The sequence below is a fragment of the Rubrivirga sp. SAORIC476 genome (genome assembly GCF_002283555.1).
Lineage (GTDB): Bacteria > Bacteroidota > Rhodothermia > Rhodothermales > Rubricoccaceae > Rubrivirga.
In genome coordinates this window covers 1694779-1714743 of record NZ_MVOI01000003.1, presented here as the reverse complement: position 1 = coordinate 1714743, position 19965 = coordinate 1694779, and the positions used below count along the sequence as shown (strand labels likewise).

The window sequence follows — 19965 nt, the reverse complement described above, 5'->3', positions numbered from 1 at the left end:
GGTGGAGAGGCGTGCCGAGGCGGGGGAGGTCGGGGGCGTCAGGCGGCGCGGGGCGTGCCGTTGAGGACGAGCGCCTCGGCGTGCTCGGCGGGGCGGTCGGGGGCGTGGTCGAGGGGCGTCCCGGCCTCGGCGGCGAGGGCGCGGCGGTACTCGGTGGGGAAGACGAGCACGAAGCGGCGGAGCGCGGCGGGCCAGTCGTCCAGGAGGAGGCGGGCGAGCTCGCTGCCCGTCTCGGCGGCGTGCGCCTCGATGAGGTGGCGCAGTTCTTCGGCCTCGGCGGAGGCACGCGACACCGGCAGCAGGTCCACGGTCTCCGGGTTGACGTGGTGGCTCACGAAGCGGCCGTCCACGTCGAGCACGTAGGCGCGGCCGCCGCTCATGCCCGCGGCCACGTTGCGGCCGGTCGGCCCGAGGATGACGACGCGTCCGCCCGTCATGTATTCGAGCGCGTGGTCGCCGGTGCCCTCGACCACGGCCGTGGCGCCGCTGTTGCGGACGGCGAACCGCTCGCCCGCGCGCCCGGCGGCGAAGAGAGCGCCCGAGATCGCGCCGTAGAGGGCCACGTTCCCGATCAGCACCTGCTCACTCGGCACGAAGGTCGACTCGCGCGGCGGCACCACCACCAGCCGCGCGCCCGAGAGCCCCTTGCCGACGTAGTCGTTCGCGTCGCCCTCCAGGCGGATCGTCAAGCCCTGCGCGCCGAAGGCGCCGAGGCTCTGGCCCGCCGACCCGCGGGCGCGGACGGTCACGGTGTCGTCGGCGAGGGGGGGCGCCCCAGCGACGGTGCGCCGCGCGATCTCGCCGCTGATGCGGGTGCCGAAGGCGCGGTCCGAGTTCCTCACGTCCAGGGCCGCCTCGGTGCGCTCCCCGGCGTCGAGCGCGTCCAGGATGGAGCGCCGCGCCTGCTGGCGGACCGCCGGCGATACCGGTCCGGCCTTCGAGTGGCCGGTGAACGGCTGGAGCAACGCGGGCGTGGGCACGTCCGAGAGGACCGCCTCCAGGTCGAGCCCCGCCTCGGCGGCCGCGTCGGCCGCGCGGAGGAGGTCGACCCGGCCGCGCGCCTCGGCCAGCGAGGCCAGCCCGAGGCGGGCGAGGAGCGCGCGCGTCTCCTCGGCGACGGCGTGGAAGTACTCGACCACGTTCTCGGCCGTCCCCCGGAAGTGGGAGCGCAGCGTCGCGTCCTGCGTCGCGATGCCGACCGGGCACGCGTTGAGGTGGCACTTGCGCATCATGATGCAGCCCATCGCCACGAGGGGGGCGGTCGCGAAGCCGAACTCGTCGGCCCCGAGGAGGGCGCCCACGACCACGTCGCGGCCCGTCTTCAGGTGGCCGTCCACCTCCAGGCGCACCCGCTCGCGGAGGCCGGTGGCGAGGAGGGCCTGCTGCACCTCGGCCAGTCCGAGCTCCCACGGGAGCCCGGCGTGGGCGATGGAAGTCTGCACCGCGGCTCCCGTCCCGCCGTCCGAGCCCGCCACCAGGATCGTATCCGCCCCGGCCTTCGCCACGCCCGCCGCGATGGTCCCGATGCCTGCCTCGGAGACCAGCTTGACGCTGATGCGTGCGTCCGGGTTGACCGTCTTGAGGTCGAAGATGAGCTGGGCGAGGTCCTCGATAGAGTAGATGTCGTGGTGGGGGGGCGGCGAGATCAGCCCGACGCCCGGCGTGGCGTGGCGCGTGACCGCGATGTCGCCGACGACCTTGAAGCCGGGCAGCTGCCCGCCCTCGCCCGGCTTGGCACCCTGCGCCATCTTGATCTGGATCTCGTCGGCCGTAGCCAGATACTCCGCCGTGACGCCGAAGCGGCCCGAGGCGATCTGCTTGATGCGGCTCCGCGCCGGGTGGCTCGCCGCGTGCCGCTCCGGCGCCTCGCCGCCCTCGCCCGTGTTGCTCTTGCCGCCGAGCCGGTTCATGGCCACCGCCAGCGTCTCGTGGGCCTCCTTCGAGATGGACCCGTAGGACATGGCGCCGGTCTTGAACCGCGTCACGATGTCGGTCCACGGCTCCACCGAGGCGAGGTCGGCGGGCGTCTCGGCCTCCACGAGGTCGAGCAGGCTGCGGAGCGTCGAGCGCCGCCGCGACAGGTCGTCGACCTCGGCGGAGAAGGCGGCGAACGAGGCGAAGCGCTGGTCCGGCGACGCGCCCGCGCGGACGGCTTTCTGGAGGTGGACGATGGCGCCGGGGCCCCACGCGTGGCGCTCGCCGCCGCGCCGCCACTGGTAGCGCCCGCCGACGAGCAGCGCGCCGTCGACGGCGGCCAGCCGGTCGCGCGCCTCGGCCTCCAGGTCGGCGAACGTGGCGCCGCCGATGCGCGAGGGCGTCCCGGCGAAGGCGGCCTCCACGACCTCGTCGGCCAGGCCCAGGGCCTCGAACACCTGCGCGCCCTGGTAGCTGCGGAGCGTCGAGATGCCCATCTTGGAGAGCACCTTCAGCAACCCCTGGCCGAGCGCCTTGACCGTGTAGGCGACAGCCGACTCAGGCGACACGTCCACTACGCCCGTCGCCGCGAGGTGGCGGACCACCTCGACCAGCACGGTCGGGCAGATGGCGGCGGCGCCGTAGCCGATGAGCGCGGCCATGTGGTGCACCTCGCGCGCCTCGCCGGTCTCGACCACGATCTCGGCGAACGTCCGCGTGCCGCGGCGGATCAGGCCGTGGTGGACGGCGCCGGTCGCCAGCAGCGACGGGATCGGTGCGCGGCCGGCCGCGGCCGCGGCGTCGGAGACGATCAGGATGGTGGCCCGCCCCTCGATGGCCTCGGCCGCCTCGGTCGCGAGGCGGGCGGTCGCGTCGGCCAGCGACTCGTCGGGGTCGAGCGTGGCGTCGAGGGTGGCGGTGCGGAAGGCGGGGTCGGCCTCGCCGAAGGCGCGGATGCGCGCGAGGTCGGCGGGCGTCAGGATGGGCTGCTCCAGGCGCAGGCGGCGGCACATCTCGGGCCCGGGCTCCAGCACGTTCTGCGCCTCGCCGAGGTGCGTGAGGAGCGACGTCACCAGCTCCTCGCGGATGGCGTCGAGCGGCGGGTTCGTGACCTGCGCGAAGCGCTGGCGGAAGCGGTCGAACAGAAGCCGCGGGCGCTCCGACAGCGCCGCGATCGGCGTGTCGTCGCCCATCGAGCCGATGGCTTCCTTGCCGCCCATCATGGGCGGGATCAGCAGGCCCAGGTCCTCGTGGGTGTAGCCGAACAGCCGGAGCCGCGCCTCCAGGTCCATCTCGGCGGGCGTCTCGGGGGCGTCCGCCTCGGGCAGGTCGTCGAGGCGGACGAGGTTGCGGGTCAGCCACGCGTCGTACGGGTGGTCGGTGGCGAGGCCCGCCTTCAACTCGGCGTCGGGGACGATGCGGCCCTCGCCGAGGTCGAGCAGGAACATCCGCCCGGGCTGGAGCCGCCCTTTCTCGATGACGGTCGCCGGGTCGAGGTCGAGTACGCCGGTCTCGGACGCCAGCACCACCAGCCCGTCCGACGTGACGAGGTAGCGCGACGGGCGCAGGCCGTTGCGGTCGAGGACCGCGCCGATCACCTCGCCGTCGGTGAACTGGAGCGTCGCGGGGCCGTCCCACGGTTCGAGGGCGCAGGCGAAGGCTTCGTAGAAGGCCCGCCGCGCGGGGTCCATGTCGGGCGCGTGCTCCCAGGCCTCGGGCACGAGCGCCATCACGGCCTGCGGCAGCGGCCAGCCCGCGTGGACGAGCAGTTCGAGGGCGCCGTCGAGCGACTTCGAGTCGCTGTCGCCCGCCTGGAGCGTCGGCAGGACTTCTTTGAGGCGGCGGCCGAAGGCGGACGAGAAGAAGGCGGCCTCGCGGGCCCGCCACGCGTTGCGGTTGCCGAGGACGGTGTTGATCTCGCCGTTGTGGCAGAGCGTGCGGAACGGCTGCGCCAGCGGCCACTGGGGCAGCGTGTTGGTCGAGAACCGCGAGTGGACCATCGCGAGGGCGCTCTTGAAGCGCGGGTCGCGGAGGTCGGGGTAGAAGGCCGCCAGCTGCTCGGGCGTCAGCATGCCCTTGTACGTGGTCGTCCGCGACGAGAAGGCGACCACCTGGAACGGGTCGCCCAGGCCGATCTCGCGCTCGACCCGTCGGCGCGCGAGGTAGAGCGCCCGCTCGAAGGCCGCCCCGCGCTCGGCGCCATCGGGCCGCGCGACGACGATCTGGACGACCGCCGGCTGCGACTGGCGCGCGATGGGGCCGGGCACGTCCGCCTCGGTGGGCACGTCACGCCACCAGAGCAGCGGGATGCGCTCCTCGCGCAGGATGCGCTCGATGACGGCGCGGCCGTGGGCCACGGCGTCGGCGGGCAGAAAGACCATACCGAGCGCGTAGTCGCCCTGGGCCGGCAGCTCGACGCCCGCCTCCTCGGCGACGGCCGAGAGGAAGGCATCCGGGAGCTGGACCGTGATGCCGCAGCCGTCGCCCGTCGCGCCGTCCGCCCCGATGGCGCCGCGGTGGTCGAGGCGGACCAGGATCTCCAGCCCTCGCGTCACGATGTCGTGCGCCGGGCGGTTGGTCAGCGTGGCGATGAAGCCGACCCCACAGGCGTCGTGATGGTCGGCGGAGGAGAAGAGAGAGCGGGGCATGGCGGCGGGGGCAGGGCGCCCGCACGGCTCCACGACGGCTGCCAGGAGGTGACGACAGACCGATCGTGAAGCGCGTGCGAACGCAACCCCTCAAGAAGTCGCCGGAATGGCCGCAACGCCACAAAATGAAGGGCCGGAAGCGCTTCTCTCGAATCGGAAGCGCTTTTATTCACTTATGGCCTTCTGTTTGTTAGGCTTCATTCATCGATGGCCTTCTGTTAAGACGGCGTGGAGCGTCTACCCGGGGAGACAGCGTGCGTGTGGGGTGCACCCACGCGTGCCCTGTCTGCCCCTCGGCTCGGATCAGTCCACCCAGATCGTCTTCGCGTTGACGAACGCGCGGACGCCGTGGCGGGCCAGCTCGCGCCCGTAGCCCGACGCCCCGATGCCGCCGAACGGCAGGTTGGGGTGGCTCTTCGTCATCTCGTTGACGAAGACGGCGCCGGACCGGATCGCGCGGGCCAGCCGCTCCCCCTTCGCCGCGTCCTGCGTCCAGACGCTGCCGCCGAGGCCGAAGCGCGTGTCGTTGGCGAGCCGCACCGCGTGGTCGGCGTCGTCGGCGACGATGAGCGAGGCGACGGGCCCGAAGATCTCCTCCTCGAACGCGACCGTGCCCGCCTCGACGCCGCCGAGGACGGTCGGCGGGTAGTAGTAGCCGGTGCCGTCCGGGATGGCGCCGCCGGTCAGGATCTCGGCGCCGTCGGCCACGGCGCGCTCGACCTGGTCCTGGATGTCCTCGCGGAGGTCCTTCCGTGCGAGCGGTCCCAGGTCCACGTCCGTCATCGGGTCGCCGACGGTGAGCGCCTCCATGCGGGCGACGAAGCGGCGCGTGTACGCCTCCGCGATGGGCCGCTCCAGGATGAACCGCTTGGCCGCGATGCACGACTGGCCGTTGTTCTGGGTGCGCGCCTGGACACCCGTCTCCACGGCCGCGTCGAGGTCAGCGTCGGCCAGGACCACGAAGGCGTCGGTGCCGCCGAGTTCGAGGACGCACGGCTTGAGCGCCTCGCCCGCCTGCTTGCCGATGCTGCGCCCGGCGCCCTCGCTGCCCGTCAGCGTGACCGCGCGGATGCGGTCGTCGGCGATGGCGGCGGCCGTCTGGTCGTGGTCGATGATGAGGTGCTGGAAGACGCCCTCCGCGAAGCCCGCCTCGGCGAACAGCCGGGCCATGGCGTCGCCGGAACCGAGCACGTTGGCGGCGTGCTTGAGGACGCCCACGCCGCCCGCCATGACCGTCGGCGCGGCGAAGCGGAAGGCCTGCCAGAGGGGGAAGTTCCACGGCATCACGGCCAGCACCGGCCCGAGCGGTTCGTAGGCGACGAAGCTCTTCTGCGCCTCGGTCTCGCGCGGCTCGTCGGCCAGCATGGCCTCGGCGTGGTCGGCGTAGTAGCGGCACACCCAGGCGCACTTTTCCGCTTCCGCCACCGCCTGGTCGAGCGGCTTCCCCATCTCCTCGGTCATGAGGCGCCCGAGGTCGTCCTTCTGGGCGTCGAGCCGGTCGGCGAGCGTGCGCATGCGGTCCGCACGGTCGGCGAAGCTCGTCTGGCGGTGCGCCTCGAAGGCGTCGGCGGCGCGGTCGAGGGCGGCGTCGAGGCCGTCGTCGGAGAGGGCGTCGTAGGAGGCGATCTCGGCCTCGGTGGCCGGGTTGAGGGTCGTGGGCATCGGAGAGGGGCGGTAGGCAGGGGGCGAGTGGACGAGCGAGCCGTGCGATTGGCTCCGGGCCGCAGGGGTGCGCTCGGGCCAGGCTCTCGCTCACCTCTTCATCCTCGGGTCGCGCGCAGACCCGATCTGCAGTCCGGCGTGAAACCCCGGCGCCCCGGTTGCGGCAGACGCCGGGGATAGGGAGATTGGCGGCTCACCTCGTACGTCGTATGTCCTCTTCGGGTACTCTGCGCCGCAGCGCTCGTCTCGTCCGATCCTGGCTCGGCGCGCTTCGGCCGCCGGCGGATGGCAGTCCGCCGCCCGTCGTCGACGAGGTGACCGAGCGGGGAGTCTCCCGGCGCGACATCGAGGCGCTCGTGGGGATGCCCATCGGCGACCTCGACCTGTACGAGCACGCCCTCCGCCACCGCTCGCTGTTCCGCGGCGTGGCCACCGACGGCACGGAGTCCAACGAGCGCCTGGAGTTCCTCGGCGACGCCGTGCTGGGCGCCGTCGTCGCGGAGATCATGTACACCCGTTTCGCCGACCGCGCCGAGGGCCTCCTCACGCGGACGCGCGCGACCATCGTCAACGGCAAGGCGCTCGCGGGCTACGCCGAGGCCATCGGCCTGGGGGCGCTCATCCTGATGAGCGAGAACATGGACAGCTCCGAGGGGCGCTCCAACCAGACCATCCTCGCGGACGCGTTCGAGGCCATCGTCGGGGCGGTCTACCTGGATCTCGGCTTCTCGGCCGCGCGGCGGTTCGTGTGCGCCGTGCTCGACCAGTGCGTCAGCCTGGAGGAGGCCGCGGCGGACAAGAGCAACCACAAGAGCCGCCTGCTGGAATACGTCCAGGGCCTCGGCCTGGAGCAGCCCGTCTACGAGATGCTCTCCGAGGAGGGCCCGAGCCACGACCGGACGTTCACCGTCGCCGCCGTCGTCCAGGGCGAGCGCCTCGGCGAGGGCGTGGACCGGTCCAAGAAGGGCGCCGAGCAGAAGGCCGCCGAGGCGGCCCTGCGGACGCTCCGCCAGCGCGAGACGGCGCAGGCGTAGCGTCGCGCACGGGCGACCCGAGGCGGGGAGACCGGCGAGGCGGGCGGGGCGGCTAGCGCACGACGGTGACGACCGCGCTGCGGGCGCCCGTCGGTGCGGAGAGGCGGACGACGTAGACGCCGGGCGCGAGGCGGGGGAGTGGCACCTCCGTCACACCCGCCGGCACCGCGCCGTCCCGGAGCACGGCCACCTGACGGCCCAGCGCGTCATGCACGGTCGCCCGGACCACCCCCGAGGTGGGGATGGCCAGCCGAACCGTCGCGGTCCCCCGCGAGGGGTTGGGGAAGGCCACGACCGCGAGCGCCTCGGGTCCTGCTTCCGGCTCGGGCTCATTCGGGACCGGGTTCTCGGTCTGCAGCGCTCCGATCCCGATCTCGCCCCATCCCGTGAGTCCCGTGGCGCACAGGCGGGACCCCTCCCGCGTGGTGGCGTACGGCGTCCACGGGTGGCCTGTCGTTTCGCGGCGGAGCACCACCAGCCGATCCGGATTCTGAATGCCGTCCACGTCGGCGGCGTCAAGGCACAGGCCGTACGTCACGCCCGAGAGCCCGTCGGCGCGGAGGTCCCAGTAGCGGTCGGAGGCGACCGCGTCGGGCGTCACCGTGGACCCGTCGGGGGCCGTCGCGCTGCCCTCGAAGGGGCCGGGCTGGGGCGCGAGCCGGGGGCCGTAGCGCAGGGCGTAGAGCGTGCCGCCAGTGCTGACTGCACGCCGCGCGAGGCTGGGGTTGTCGGTAATCGTCACCTGGACGTCCACTTCGTCCAGCACCTCGCCGGTTTCGCCGTCGGCCACCACGGCCTCGGCCACGCTCTCCTCATCCACGATGCGGACGCACGTGCTGAACGCGCTCGTCGTCCCGTCGTCGCCGGGCGTCGTCACCGTCGCGGCGACGTAGGCCGTAAGGATCGGCGCGGCGATGGTGATGGGGACGACGACCGTGCTCAGGCCGGAGGAGCCCGCGACCCGCGTCATGGGCTCGCCGTCGGCGTGGCCTGCCGCACAGTCGGGCGAGGCGAAGATCTCGGCCTCGCCGGTCACCCCGGCCCGGAAGCGGACGGTCGCGCTCTGGCCGGTCGCGACGGCGGTGTAGACGGCGGGCGGCTGCGGCGCGAACGGGGGGTAGGCGTCGCCCTCGTTCGTGAGCACGATGGACGGCCCGGCGTTGCGCTGGAAGGAGGCCCCCCGTACCCGATTCCCGACGGAGGTCGCGTCGTCCAGCCGGAAGGTGACGCCCGCGCCGCCGTTGTCCTCGAACGTGTTGCCGACGGGCTCGCCATCGGGTTCCAGCGGGAGCGCCGTGAGCAGGGTGTGGTCGGCGTCGGACACGAAGACGCCCGCGGTCTGGGTCGCGCGGAAGGTGTTGCCTGCCAGCGCCGTCTCGCCCGGCGCCTCCGCCTCGGCCGTGCCGCCGACGAAGACGCCGAAGAGCCCCCCCGCCACGGCATTGCCGAGCAGCCGGTTGCCGCGTCCGTCCTGGACGAGCACGCCCGCGGCCCCGTTGCCGAGGGCCGCGCCCGAGAGGGTCTCGCCGATCCGGTTGGCCTCCACGAGATTGTTGGTGGCCCCATCGCCGGCGCGCGGGTGGCCCTCCTCCCCCGACGCCCTCGCGGGGCTCGCCGCCAGCCGGGCCAGCGACGTGCTGTCCGGCGCGGCGAGGTGCACCCGGGCGCGGTCGCTGCGGCCCGTCAGGAAGGGGCCGCTCTGGAACGCGACGGTCGGGCCGATGAGCAGCCCGATGGAGGCATTGCCCGAGATCACGTTGCCCGCGCCCGCCTCGCCGATCACGTTGTCATTGCCCAGCGCGACAGGGTCCCCGAGGCCGGTCGCCTCGCGCGGGATGACGATGCCGATGTCGTTGGCGCGCGAGACGGAGCCCCCCTCGTTCGTCCCGATGCGGTTGCGCGTGAGCACGTTCGCGTTGCTGGCCAGGACGATCCCGCGCTCGAACCCCGCCACGACGTTCCCGTCCAGCGTGACCTCGTTGGCCAGGAGCAGGGTGATGCCGTCCGCGGCGTCGTCTCGCGCGAGCAGCCCGTTGGCGAGCAGCCCGAGCACGTTGTTCGAGACCGTGGCCTGCGACGTTCGCCCACCGACGAGGAACAGGCCGGTCTCGGCGGCGATCCGGTTCCCGGCCGCGCCCGAGCCGCCGATCGTGACGTCCTCCACGCCCCGGTTGGTCTCGTTCCCGCCCACGCGGATGCCGTCGGACACGTCGCCGAGCACGGCCGTTCCGCCGAGGCTCATCCCGATGGTGTTGCCCGCCACGGTGAGGCCGTCCGGCGCGCCGAGGTCGGCGCCGAGGTCGATGGCCGCCACGGCCACGTCGCGGTCGGTGACGATGACGTTGCCGCCGCCCGCCTGGCCGATCTGCGCGTTCCGCACGAGCCCGCGGAGGAGGATGCCCTCCTCGCCCACGGGGATCGCCGCGGTCCCGCTGCCGTCGGTGCCGACGAGGTTGCCGAGGACGCGGAGGTCGTCGGCGGGGCCTTTGTCCGGGTCGTCCTCGCCAAGGACCGCGATGCCATTGGAGAAGGGCGCGCTGGCGACGATGGCGTTGCCCGGTGCCCGTCCCGGCACGTCCGTCGGTCCACCGATCGTGACGCCGCTCGCGTACTCGACGAGGATGCCGGTGAACGCCTCGGGGTCCAACTCGGCCGAGCCGTCGGCGGAGAGGTTGATGCGGTTGCCCTGGATGCGGGCCCCGTCGGCACCGGGGCCTTCGATGTGGATGCCGCCCAGGATGACGTTGCCCTCGACGGCCGTCTCGCCGCCGATGACGGCACCCGGCGCGCCGTCCACCACCACGCCCGTCGTCGTGGAGCCGCCGTTGGGGAGGGCCACGGTCCCCGTGGCGTCCGTCCCGATGGTGTTGCCCGCGACGGTCACGCCGCTGGCGCCCTCGCCCAGGATGCGGACGCCGAAGAACCCGTTGCCCGAGATCACGTTGCGCTCCGCCTCGGTGGCGCCGCCGAGGCGGGCCCCCGGGGCCCCCTCCACGCGAACGCCCTCGGCGCCGTTGCCGAGCGCCGTGCTGCCGTCGGCGGTGGTGCCGATGCGGTTGCCGCTGACGACCACCCCCGAGGCTCCGGCGCCCACGATGAGCACGCCCTGCTCGGTGTTGCCCGAGATCACGTTGCCCGCCCCCGTCGTCGCCCCCCCGATCACGTGGTCCGGCGAGCCGTCCACGACGATGCCCGTGCCGTTGGGTCTCGCGGCGTCCCCCACCAGCCCGATGTGGCTCGCTTCGACGCGATTCCCACCCGGCCCGCTCATCCGCACGCCCGCGTCGGAAAACCCGCCGATGGCAAGCCCTCGGAGGGTGGTTTCTCCGACCGCGAGCGTGAAGCCGGTCTCATGCGCACCCGTGATCACCAGGAGGGGCGACCCGGCGTAGCTCGACTGGGTCGTCGCGTCGAGGACGAGGGGCTCGGTGATCTCGGGGAGCGGGGTGGCGAGCGCGACCGTGTGGACTCCGGGGGCCGCGATGTCGACGGAGATGGAGTCCCGGCCGGTTCGCGCATTGGCCGTCTGGATCGCCGCGCGGAGGGTGCACTCGGGCACCTCGTCGCCGTCTGCATCCGTGACGGTCTGGCCTGTGTCACAGCGACTCACCCCCGGGTTCTGAGGGCGATCCGCGACCGAGTTGACGGCGATGTCATCCGAGAGCCCCAGCCCCACCCACTCGAACGTCGTCTGCACGATCGGCCGCGACGCACTCCGCTGTGAACCGAGCATGGTGTAGACCGTCCGCAGCGGCCCGCCGGTGACGGGCATCAGAGACAACGAAAACCGGATCTCCTGTGGCTCCACCCCGGTGTGAGAGAACGCGAGCTGCTCCCCGTCCAGGCTGAACTCGATGCCACTGGCTCCCCCGACACCCGTCCTGAATACGTCGCTCATGTCGATGGTGCGCGTCTCCCCGCCCCCGATGATCGGGACCACGACGACCTGCCCGACGTAGTCCGGGAAGGGGCCGGGGCTGTTGACGGTGGGGTACAATCGGTAGACGGCGACGGAGCGACCGTCGGGCGCCCAATCGGCATGGAGGTCGTTGTTGTCCATGTTCACGGCGTCCTCCGGAGGGACGGTCAGCTGGACTTCTTCTCCCGAGCCGTCCGTCGAGACCATGAAGGTCAGTTCCTGACTGCCACTCAGGCTCCGCACGTAGATGAGGCGTTCGCCATTCGGAGACCACTCCAGAAAGTCCCGTTTGATGGAGTTACCGCCTCCGACCGGAAGCGCCGTCTCGATGCCCGTCTCGATGTCCACCACCTTGATCCCCGCCTGATCGGTGTACGCGATGCGATCCGCTCCCGGCGAGAGGGAATAGCGTTGGGGGACGGTCGAGAACGCGACGCTCTGTGGGTCGCTTCCATCGAGGTCGCTGACCACAAAGGCCTCTTGGTCGAAATCGATTCTCGCCAGCCGGTCCCCCCCCGGGGAGATCGCGTACGTAGTGAACGCCGTCGTCCGACTCGGGTCCGTCTGTGGCGGCGCCTCGATGCTCACGAACTCCTGCCGTTCCGGGTCGAAGACGCAGAGCTGGTAGGACGGGCCACCGATGTAGCATCGCAAGTAAATAGAGTTCTCCTGCGCGAGCGCGGGTCCAGCGATGAGGACCACCAGCGCAGCGATGATCGAGGGGCGGAGCATGAGGGAGCACGGTGACGTACCCATCCCAAGCGAGATCCCGCCTCGCACCGGCTCATTCGGTCCGACACGGACCGCCTCGGTGCCTCAACGGACGCCCCGAGGCGGGACGGGACGAGTCAGGATGGCCACACTTCCGCGCCAGGAAGGGCGCGGATCGGTCCAAGAAAGGCGCCGAGCAGAAGGCCGCCGAGGCGGCCCTGCGGACGCTCCGCCAGCGCGAGACGGCGCAGGCGTAGGGGGCCGTAGCCGAGGGACTGCAGAACGAGCCCTCGGGCTGTGCCCGGCGTCTGGTGCGAGACCGACGCACCGGAATCCGGCTCTGCCACGGGCTCGTTCCCACGCGTCCCGGCCTCCCTTAGAAGTCCCTGTGAGGCGGACCGCCGGTCGCAGATCGGGCGTACCGTTCGGCCAAACCCAACCCCGGCCCCGATGGAGACGCTCGTCCGCACCGCTGCCCACCCCGACGTGTTCGCCGACCGCCACCTCGGGCCCACCGAGGCCGAGCGGGCTGCCATGCTGGAGACGCTCGGCTTCGACTCGCTCGATGCCCTCGCCGACGCCGCCGTCCCGGCCGACATCCGCTTCGACCGCCCGCTCGACCTGCCCGACGCCCGCTCGGAGCGCGAACTGCTCGACGAGCTGTCGGCCCTGGCGAGCCTCAACGAGACCGCCCGCAGCTACATCGGCATGGGCTACCACGGGACGCTGCTCCCGCCGGTCATCCAGCGCAACGTGCTCGAGAATCCGGGCTGGTACACGCAGTACACGCCCTACCAGGCCGAGATCGCGCAGGGACGCCTGGAGGCGCTGCTCAACTTCCAGACGGTCGTGTCCGACCTGACCGGCCTGCCGGTCGCCAACGCGAGCCTCCTCGACGAGGGCACCGCCGCGGCCGAGGCCATGTCGATGTTCTGGGGTGCCCACCGCGGCAAACGCTCCACGTTCGTGGTCGACGCGCGGTGCCACCCGCAGACGATCGCGGTCGTCCAGATGCGGGCCGAGCCGATCGGCATCGAGGTCGTCGTGGCCGACGTGGCGGGCTACACGCCGACCGACGACCTGATCGGCGCGCTCGTCCAGTACCCGACGACCGACGGCGAGGTCATCGACTACGGCGCCGTGGCCGCGGCCGTGCACGGCGTCAAGGGCTACCTCGCGGTCGCCACCGACCTGCTGGCGCTCACGCTCATCGAGGCGCCCGGCGGCTGGGGCGCAGACGTGGCGCTCGGCTCCAGCCAGCGCTTCGGCGTGCCGATGGGCTTCGGCGGCCCGCACGCGGCCTTCTTCGCGACCACGGACACGTTCGCCCGCAAGATCCCCGGCCGCATCATCGGCGTCAGCCAGGACCGGCACGGCGACACGGCGCTCCGGATGGCGTTGCAGACGCGCGAGCAGCACATCCGCCGCGAGAAGGCGACCTCCAACATCTGCACGGCGCAGGTCCTGCTCGCCAACATCGCGGGCTTCTACGCCGTCTATCACGGGCCGGACGGGCTCCAAAAAATCGCCGAGTATGTCCACGGCCAGACGCGGCGGCTCGCCCAGGCGCTCACGGCGGCGGGCCACGAGGTGGTCCACAGCGCATTCTTCGACACCCTGCGTGTGCGTCCGGCCGACGACCTGGACGCGGTCGCGGTGGCGCGCGACGAGTACGGCATCAACCTGCGCCGCTACGACGACGGCACGGTCGGCATCGCGCTCGACGAGACCGTCACCGACGCCGACCTCGCCGACCTCGTGGACGCCTTCGCCGGGACGGTCATGCCCGAGGCGGACGACGAGGCCTACGCGGGTCCGCTCGCGCGGACGACCGGCTTCCTGGATCACCCGACGTTCGCGCGGTACCGGACCGAGCACGAGATGCTCCGCTACCTCAAGAAGCTGGAGAACCGCGACCTGTCGCTCGTCCACAGCATGATCCCGCTGGGGTCGTGCACGATGAAGCTCAACGCGACCGCCGAGATGATGCCGGTCACGTTCCCCGGCTTCGCCAACGTCCACCCGTTCGCGCCCGAGGCCGACTCCGAGGGCTACGAGGAGATCGTCGACACGCTGGAGGAGTGGCTGGCCGAGATCACGGGCTTCGACGCCGTCTCGCTCCAGCCCAACTCGGGCGCGATGGGCGAGTACACGGGCCTGCTCACGATCCGCGCCTACCACCTCTCGCGCGGCGACGACCAGCGCACGGTCTGCCTGATCCCGACCTCCGCGCACGGCACCAACCCCGCCTCGGCAGTGATGGCGGGCATGGACGTGGTCGCGGTCAAGGTCACCGAGGCGGGCGAGGTGGACATGGACGACCTCAAGGCCAAGGCCGAGCAGCACGCCGACCGGCTCGCGGCGCTCATGATCACCTACCCGTCCACGCACGGCGTCTTCGAGCGGACGATCCAGGAGATCGCGGACATCGTCCACGCCAACGGCGGGATGGTCTACATGGACGGCGCCAACCTGAACGCGATGGTCGGCCTGTGCCGCCCGGGCGACTTCGGGATGGACGTGTGCCACCTCAACCTACACAAGACGTTCGCCATCCCGCACGGCGGCGGCGGCCCGGGCATGGGCCCGATCGGCGTCGTCGAGGCGCTCGCGCCCTTCCTGCCCGGCCACCCGGTCGTGCCGACGGGCGGCGACTCGGCGATCGGGCCGGTCGCAGCGGCGCCCTACGGCAGCGCGCTCGTGCTGCTCATCTCGTGGGCCTACATCGCCATGATGGGGGCCGAGGGGCTGAAGAAGGCGTCTCAGACGGCCATCCTGAACGCCAACTACATGGCCAAGCGCCTGGAGGGCCACTACGACGTGCTCTACCGCGGGCCGAATGGCTACGTCGCCCACGAGTTCATCCTCGACGTGCGCCCGTTCACGAAGTCGGGCGTCTCGGCCGAGGACATCGCCAAGCGGCTCATCGACTACGGCTTCCACGCGCCGACGATGTCGTGGCCGGTGACGGGCACGCTGATGGTGGAGCCGACCGAGTCGGAGTCGAAGGCGGAGCTGGACCGCTTCTGCGACGCCATGATCGCGATCCGCACCGAGATCCAGGAGATCGAACTGGGCACCGCCGACGCCGACGACAACGTGCTCAAGATGGCGCCCCACACGGTCGCCGAGGTGACCGCCGATGAGTGGGCGCACCCCTACACCCGCCAGCAGGCGGCCTTCCCCGTGGAGGGCCTCCGCGACGCCAAGCTCTGGCCGACCGTCGCCCGCGTGGACAACGCCTACGGCGACCGCAACCTGGTCTGCTCGTGCCCGCCCATGGAGGCCTATGCCTAGGGGCGGTCCGGCCTCCTCCCCCAGGTCCCTCCGCCTCGCCGCCGAGGTGGCGAGGCCCGTGGCTCGGCTCGCCCTGCTGTCGCTGGCGCTCGGCGTAGCGGTCGCCGCGAGCGCGCAGGTGCCGGACGCCCTGCGCGGCACCTGGGACTCGGCCGACGGCCTCGAATCGGTCGCTGAGGGAGACGCGGGCTCCCTGGAGGTCCTCTACACCGCGACGACCTTCACCGACTCCGAGGTGATCTGGACGACGGTCTCGCGATGGGAGGACGCATGGATGGGCTGGCGCGAGACCATGGCGGCCCGCGTGAAGGGCGACCGGCTGGTCCTGGCCGACACCCTCGACACGCGCTACCGTCTGGCGGGCGACACGCTGACGATCGACTACGAGCAGCTGGACGACACCGTGGTCACGACGGTCCTCCAGCGATCCGACTCGCCGACGGTGCCGTCCGGCCTCGCCGGAGCGTGGAGTGCCGGGTACGTGAACGACGGGGCCGGCATCATGGTCGAGGTCGGGATCCGCTTCCTGCCCGATGGGACGGTGCAGACGGTCCCCGGGAGCGCTCGTCCGCAGCGCTATGCCCAGACCGGCCCCTATCTCCTGATGTGGGAGAAGCTCTCCCCGGAGCGGAGCGCGCAGGGCGAGGTCCCGCACTATGATGCGTACCGACTGGCGCTCGACGGAGACCAGCTGACGCTGTCGCGGCCGAGCGAGACGCTCCAACTGGAGCGCTACCCGCAGAACTGACGCAGCCCGCGCCCTCTCGGGTATCGGGGAGAGCGGGGCGTTGCCCGCCCCCGGCCCCCGAACGGGGCCGAGGGGGGCGAAGGCTTATCGCACGACCACCAGCCGCTGCGTCTGGCGGACGGCACCGGCGCGGATCACGACGAGGTAGGCGCCCGGCGCCAGGTCGTCCGTGTCGACGGTCGCCGTGTGCCAGCCGGCCGGGTATGCGCCGTCGGCCAGCCGCGCCACCTCCTGACCCAGCACCGACACCACGACCACCTCGACGGGGCCGTCGGCGGGGACGCCGAAGCGGAGCGTCGCCGAGGAACGGCTCGGATTGGGGAACGGCGCCGCGAGCGTCAGGGCCTCGGGGAGGGCGGTCGCCGCGGTCGACAGGCGCGTCGCGGGGCCGCCCGCGCGTTCCGCCGGGGCAGGCGGGCGGGCGGTCAGGTTGCCGCCCGCGAGCGCCGACATCTCGCCATAGGACGCGCTGGGGAGGTTGTCGTAGAGGACGCTGCCGTCGGCGTGCCAGACCTGGATGCGGAGCCGGTCGCCCTCGTTGCCGACCGTCTCGCCGTCCCGTGCCGTGATCAGGAACGTCACCGGGTCGGCGCCGATGGTGGTGGCGGTGCCGCGGACGCTCGCGTCCCGCCCGTCGATGACGATCCAGTCGAGCGCCGTCGACGTGAACGAGTACGGGGCCCCTCGCGTGCGGAGGGTCACCTCGCCGGTCGCCTGCCCGGCCTCGTAGCGAAGGTCGAGCGCCACGCGCGAGCGAGACGGCCGCGCGGGGGCCGCGGGATAGCTGCCCGGGGGCGACTCCACGCGGCCGCCCCCGTCAAAGGAACCGGCGCCGGGGTCGAACACGACGGCCTCCGCCGACGGGTTGCGGGCGTCGTTCCAGAACCCGCCCAGGCCGACGGTGCGCGCCGGCTGTCCGTCGTAGCTGACACGTGCGGCGAGGTCCACCACCCCGACGGGGAGCGTGAGGGACGCCTCGAAGCGATCCGACGGTCCGGCCTCGCCGGTGTAGCTGGCGGCCTGCCAGTCGGTCCACGTCGCCGGGTCGGTGCCGGGCGTCCCCCAGCCGATCTCGGCCACGACGCCGGGCGCCGCGCCCACCGCGTTGGTCTTGCCGTGCACGTAGGCCGTGACGCCGACCGAGATCGGCGTGCCCACCGTGACCACGCTGGCGGCCGGGGCGTCGAGCGACGAGGCGTCGATGCCGAAGTAGGACGGCGCGTCGGAGGCGGGTACGGGGCCTGCGTCCGGCAGCGTGTAGCTGGTCGGCACCCAGACGGTGTACGACTGCGGCGGGGCCCAGAGGCGGACCCGGTTGTCGCCGAAGACCTCCGTGGTACCGCCGCCCGCGTTGCCGGTCAGGTCCTTCAGCACCTGGCCCGTCCAGGCGCCGTTCTGCTGCGTGACGAAGACCTCCGCCCACTGGTCGGGGTGCTTGTTGATGGCGACGATGAGCCCGCGGCCCGGCCCGTCGCCGTTCCGTTGCCCGACGTAGAGCGACTCCCACGGGTTGGGCGGGTTGGACGTCGGCCAGAACGGGCCGCCCGTCGAGCCCCGCGTGAGCGCGTAGTAGGCGCCCGAGGCGAAGGCCTTCCGGATGGCGACGAGTTCGTCGATCGGGCCGGCGAGGTTGTAGTGGTAGTAGTCGCGCCACCAGACCGACGCCATGCCCGGGTGCGTGAGCATGTGGGCGTAGGCCAGCATCTTGTTGTTCACGACCGGGGCGTGCCCGTCGATCGTGACCTGCCCTTCGTAGTTGGTCCGGTCGAAGTCGTGGTTGTCGACGAATGTGACGATCTGGTCGAACGGGACGCCGAACTGGTTGTGGAGCCCGGTGTCGTGCCAGGTGAAGATGGGGGCTCCGTTGTCGAGCACGTCGCGGTAGGCGAAGCGCTGGTTGAAGTCGAACACGGCCGGGGCGCGGACCGAGCCCGCGAGCTGCCCGAGGTAGGTCTGGAGGCGGCCGAGGTCGCCGTCGTAGAGCTCGTGGACGTGGAACTTGCCCTGCATGGCGGGCGCGTCGACGAACCGCCGGAGGTAGTCCGGGTGGAGACCCTTGACGAAGTCGAACCGGTAGCCGTCGAGGCCGAGCTCGGTGGTCAGCCACTCGCCCCAGGCGATGAGGCTATCGCCGAGGGCGAGGTTGGCGCCGCTCCCGTCGTGGAGCGCGTTGTCGTAGGCGAACGAGTTGACGTAGAGCTGGTGGAAGCCAGCCAGCTGGCTGTCGGAGTAGAAGTCGAACGTGTTGTCGGGGTTGTTGGCCCCGTTGGGGAAGAAGAACTCGTCGCCGTCGGTCCAGGCCACGCGGCCGGAGCCGTTCGTGAGCGGGAAGGCGGTGTACGTCCGTCCGTCCTCACTGTAGAGAGATCCGCCGCCGGTGTAGTAGTTGCCGTAGACGTTGTCTTCGAGGGTGCCGCCCGAGCGGTGGTTGAGGACCACGTCGGCGTAGACCTCCAGGCCGTGCCCCTGGAGCGTGGCGATGGCCTCGCGGAGTCCCGCCTCGGTGCCGTAGCGGGTGGGGAGGCAACTCCCGGTGCCCTCCGTGTAGTCGCCGCCGCAGCTGTCGTAGCCCCCGAGGTCGTAGTAGTCGTAGGGCGTGTAGCCGACGTCGGAGCCACTCGCGGCGCCCTTGGTGGGCGGCGGCAGCCAGATGGCGTCGAACCCGGCCCACCCCAGGCGGGAGGCCTGCGTGGTCAGCGAGTCGTACCAGACGCCGCCGGGCTGGGCGTCCCAGTAGAAGCCCTGCATGAGGACCCGGTCCTGGGCGTCGGCGGGAGCCGCCAGCGCGGCCAGCAGGAGGGCGAAGAGAACGAGGCGTCCGCGCATGGGCTATGGAAGCGGTTACATGGAGTGAGAAGGTCTCTACAGGAGGCGGTTCTGTCAACTGGGCGTCACCCCGCTCGCCTCGGCGCCGAGGCGGGCGCGCTCGTGAAGACGGCGGGGCGGGCGGACCGGGACCTCGGCGCGCTGCGTTTCAGGCGAAACGACACCGCTCCCATGTCCCTCTCGCTCTCCGTCCTCGACCTCGTCCCCATCACGTCCGGCGGGACGGCCTCCGAGGCCCTCCGTCGCACCGTCGACCTCGCACAGTTGGCCGACCGCCTCGGCTACGCGCGCGTCTGGTACGCCGAGCACCACGGGATGCCCAGCATCGCGAGTTCGGCGCCCGAGATCATCATCGGGCACGTCGCCTCGCAGACCGAGCGCATCCGCGTCGGGTCGGGCGGGGTGATGCTGCCGAACCACGCGCCCCTGCTCGTCGCCGAGCGGTTCCACACGCTGGCGGCGCTCTTCCCGGACCGCATCGACCTGGGGCTGGGCCGCGCGCCGGGCACCGACCCGACCCACATCCGCGCGCTCCGCTCGTTCGACGCTGAGCAGTTCCCGCACCAGCTCGCCGAGCTGGTCACGCTGTCGCGCGGCGGCTTCCCAGCAGACCACCCGTTCGCGGGGGTCCGCGTGACGCCGGTGGGCGTGGACTTGCCGCCGATCTGGCTGCTGGGGTCGAGCGGAGCGAGCGCCCAGTTCGCCGGGTCCAACGGTCTGGGCTACGCCTTCGCGAGCCACTTCTCGCCGACGCCCGCCGAGCCGGCCTTCCGGGCCTACCGCGATGCGTTCGAGCCGTCGGCGGCGTTCCCCGTGCCACACGCCATCCTGGCCGCGACCGTCGTCTGCGCCGAGACCGATGCCGAGGCGCGCCGCTTGGCGAGCACGATGGAGCTGGCCTGGGCGCGCATCCGCACGGGCCGCTTCGAGCCGCTGCCGTCGCCCGAGGAGGCGCTCGCCCACGACTACTCGCCCGCCGAGGCGCAGGCGGTCGCGCTGTACCGCCAGATGGCCGTCGTCGGCGACCCGGAGACGGTGCGCGCCGAACTCACCCGTCGCGCCGAGGCCGCCGGCGCCGACGAGGTCATGCTGACCACGAACGTGTTCGACCCAGACGCGCGGCTGCGCTCGTTCGAACTGGTCGCCGAGGCGTTCGGCATCGAGGCCGAGGTCGCCGCGTAGCCCCGGCCGCCTCGGCGACTCGCT

8 protein-coding genes are annotated in these 19965 nt (G+C 72.3%); 4 read left to right on the top strand and 4 right to left on the bottom strand.

What is annotated here, in order from left to right; translation table 11 throughout:
• Positions 1-38 precede the first annotated feature (38 nt).
• Both gltB and B1759_RS08950 read right to left on the bottom strand, forming a co-directional pair.
• Entirely contained in the window at positions 39-4562 is a 4524-nt protein-coding gene (gene gltB / locus B1759_RS08955) for a glutamate synthase large subunit (protein ID WP_095514668.1), read from the bottom strand.
• Positions 4563-4865: 303 nt separating this feature from the next.
• Positions 4866-6224: an NAD-dependent succinate-semialdehyde dehydrogenase gene (locus tag B1759_RS08950; protein WP_095514667.1), complete on the bottom strand. Its 1359-nt coding sequence runs from the start codon at positions 6222-6224 to the stop codon at positions 4866-4868.
• Between the two features lie 209 nt (positions 6225-6433).
• Between B1759_RS08950 and rnc the strand changes: the two genes are divergently transcribed.
• Positions 6434-7258, top strand: a complete 825-nt coding sequence (rnc, locus tag B1759_RS08945) for a ribonuclease III (protein ID WP_095514666.1) — start codon at positions 6434-6436, stop codon at positions 7256-7258.
• Positions 7259-7310: 52 nt separating this feature from the next.
• Here rnc and B1759_RS08940 read toward each other — a convergent pair whose 3' ends face one another.
• Positions 7311-11909, bottom strand: a complete 4599-nt coding sequence (locus tag B1759_RS08940; protein ID WP_095514665.1) for a T9SS type A sorting domain-containing protein — start codon at positions 11907-11909, stop codon at positions 7311-7313.
• 429 nt (positions 11910-12338) lie between these two features.
• On the opposite strand from B1759_RS08940, the gene gcvP reads away from it, so the two are divergent.
• Both gcvP and B1759_RS08930 read left to right on the top strand, forming a co-directional pair.
• Positions 12339-15185, top strand: coding sequence for an aminomethyl-transferring glycine dehydrogenase (gene gcvP, locus B1759_RS08935; RefSeq protein WP_095514664.1), 2847 nt, complete (start codon positions 12339-12341; stop codon positions 15183-15185).
• Positions 15186-15243: 58 nt separating this feature from the next.
• On the top strand, positions 15244-15933 hold the full coding sequence (locus B1759_RS08930) for a hypothetical protein (RefSeq protein WP_095514663.1): 690 nt from the start codon (positions 15244-15246) through the stop codon (positions 15931-15933).
• Positions 15934-16017: 84 nt separating this feature from the next.
• On the opposite strand, the gene B1759_RS08925 is transcribed toward B1759_RS08930, so the two are convergent.
• Positions 16018-18759: an alpha-amylase domain-containing protein gene (locus tag B1759_RS08925; protein ID WP_095514662.1), complete on the bottom strand. Its 2742-nt coding sequence runs from the start codon at positions 18757-18759 to the stop codon at positions 16018-16020.
• A gap of 171 nt (positions 18760-18930) precedes the next feature.
• Between B1759_RS08925 and B1759_RS08920 the strand changes: the two genes are divergently transcribed.
• Positions 18931-19941: an LLM class flavin-dependent oxidoreductase gene (locus tag B1759_RS08920; RefSeq protein WP_095514661.1), complete on the top strand. Its 1011-nt coding sequence runs from the start codon at positions 18931-18933 to the stop codon at positions 19939-19941.
• Positions 19942-19965 lie beyond the last annotated feature (24 nt).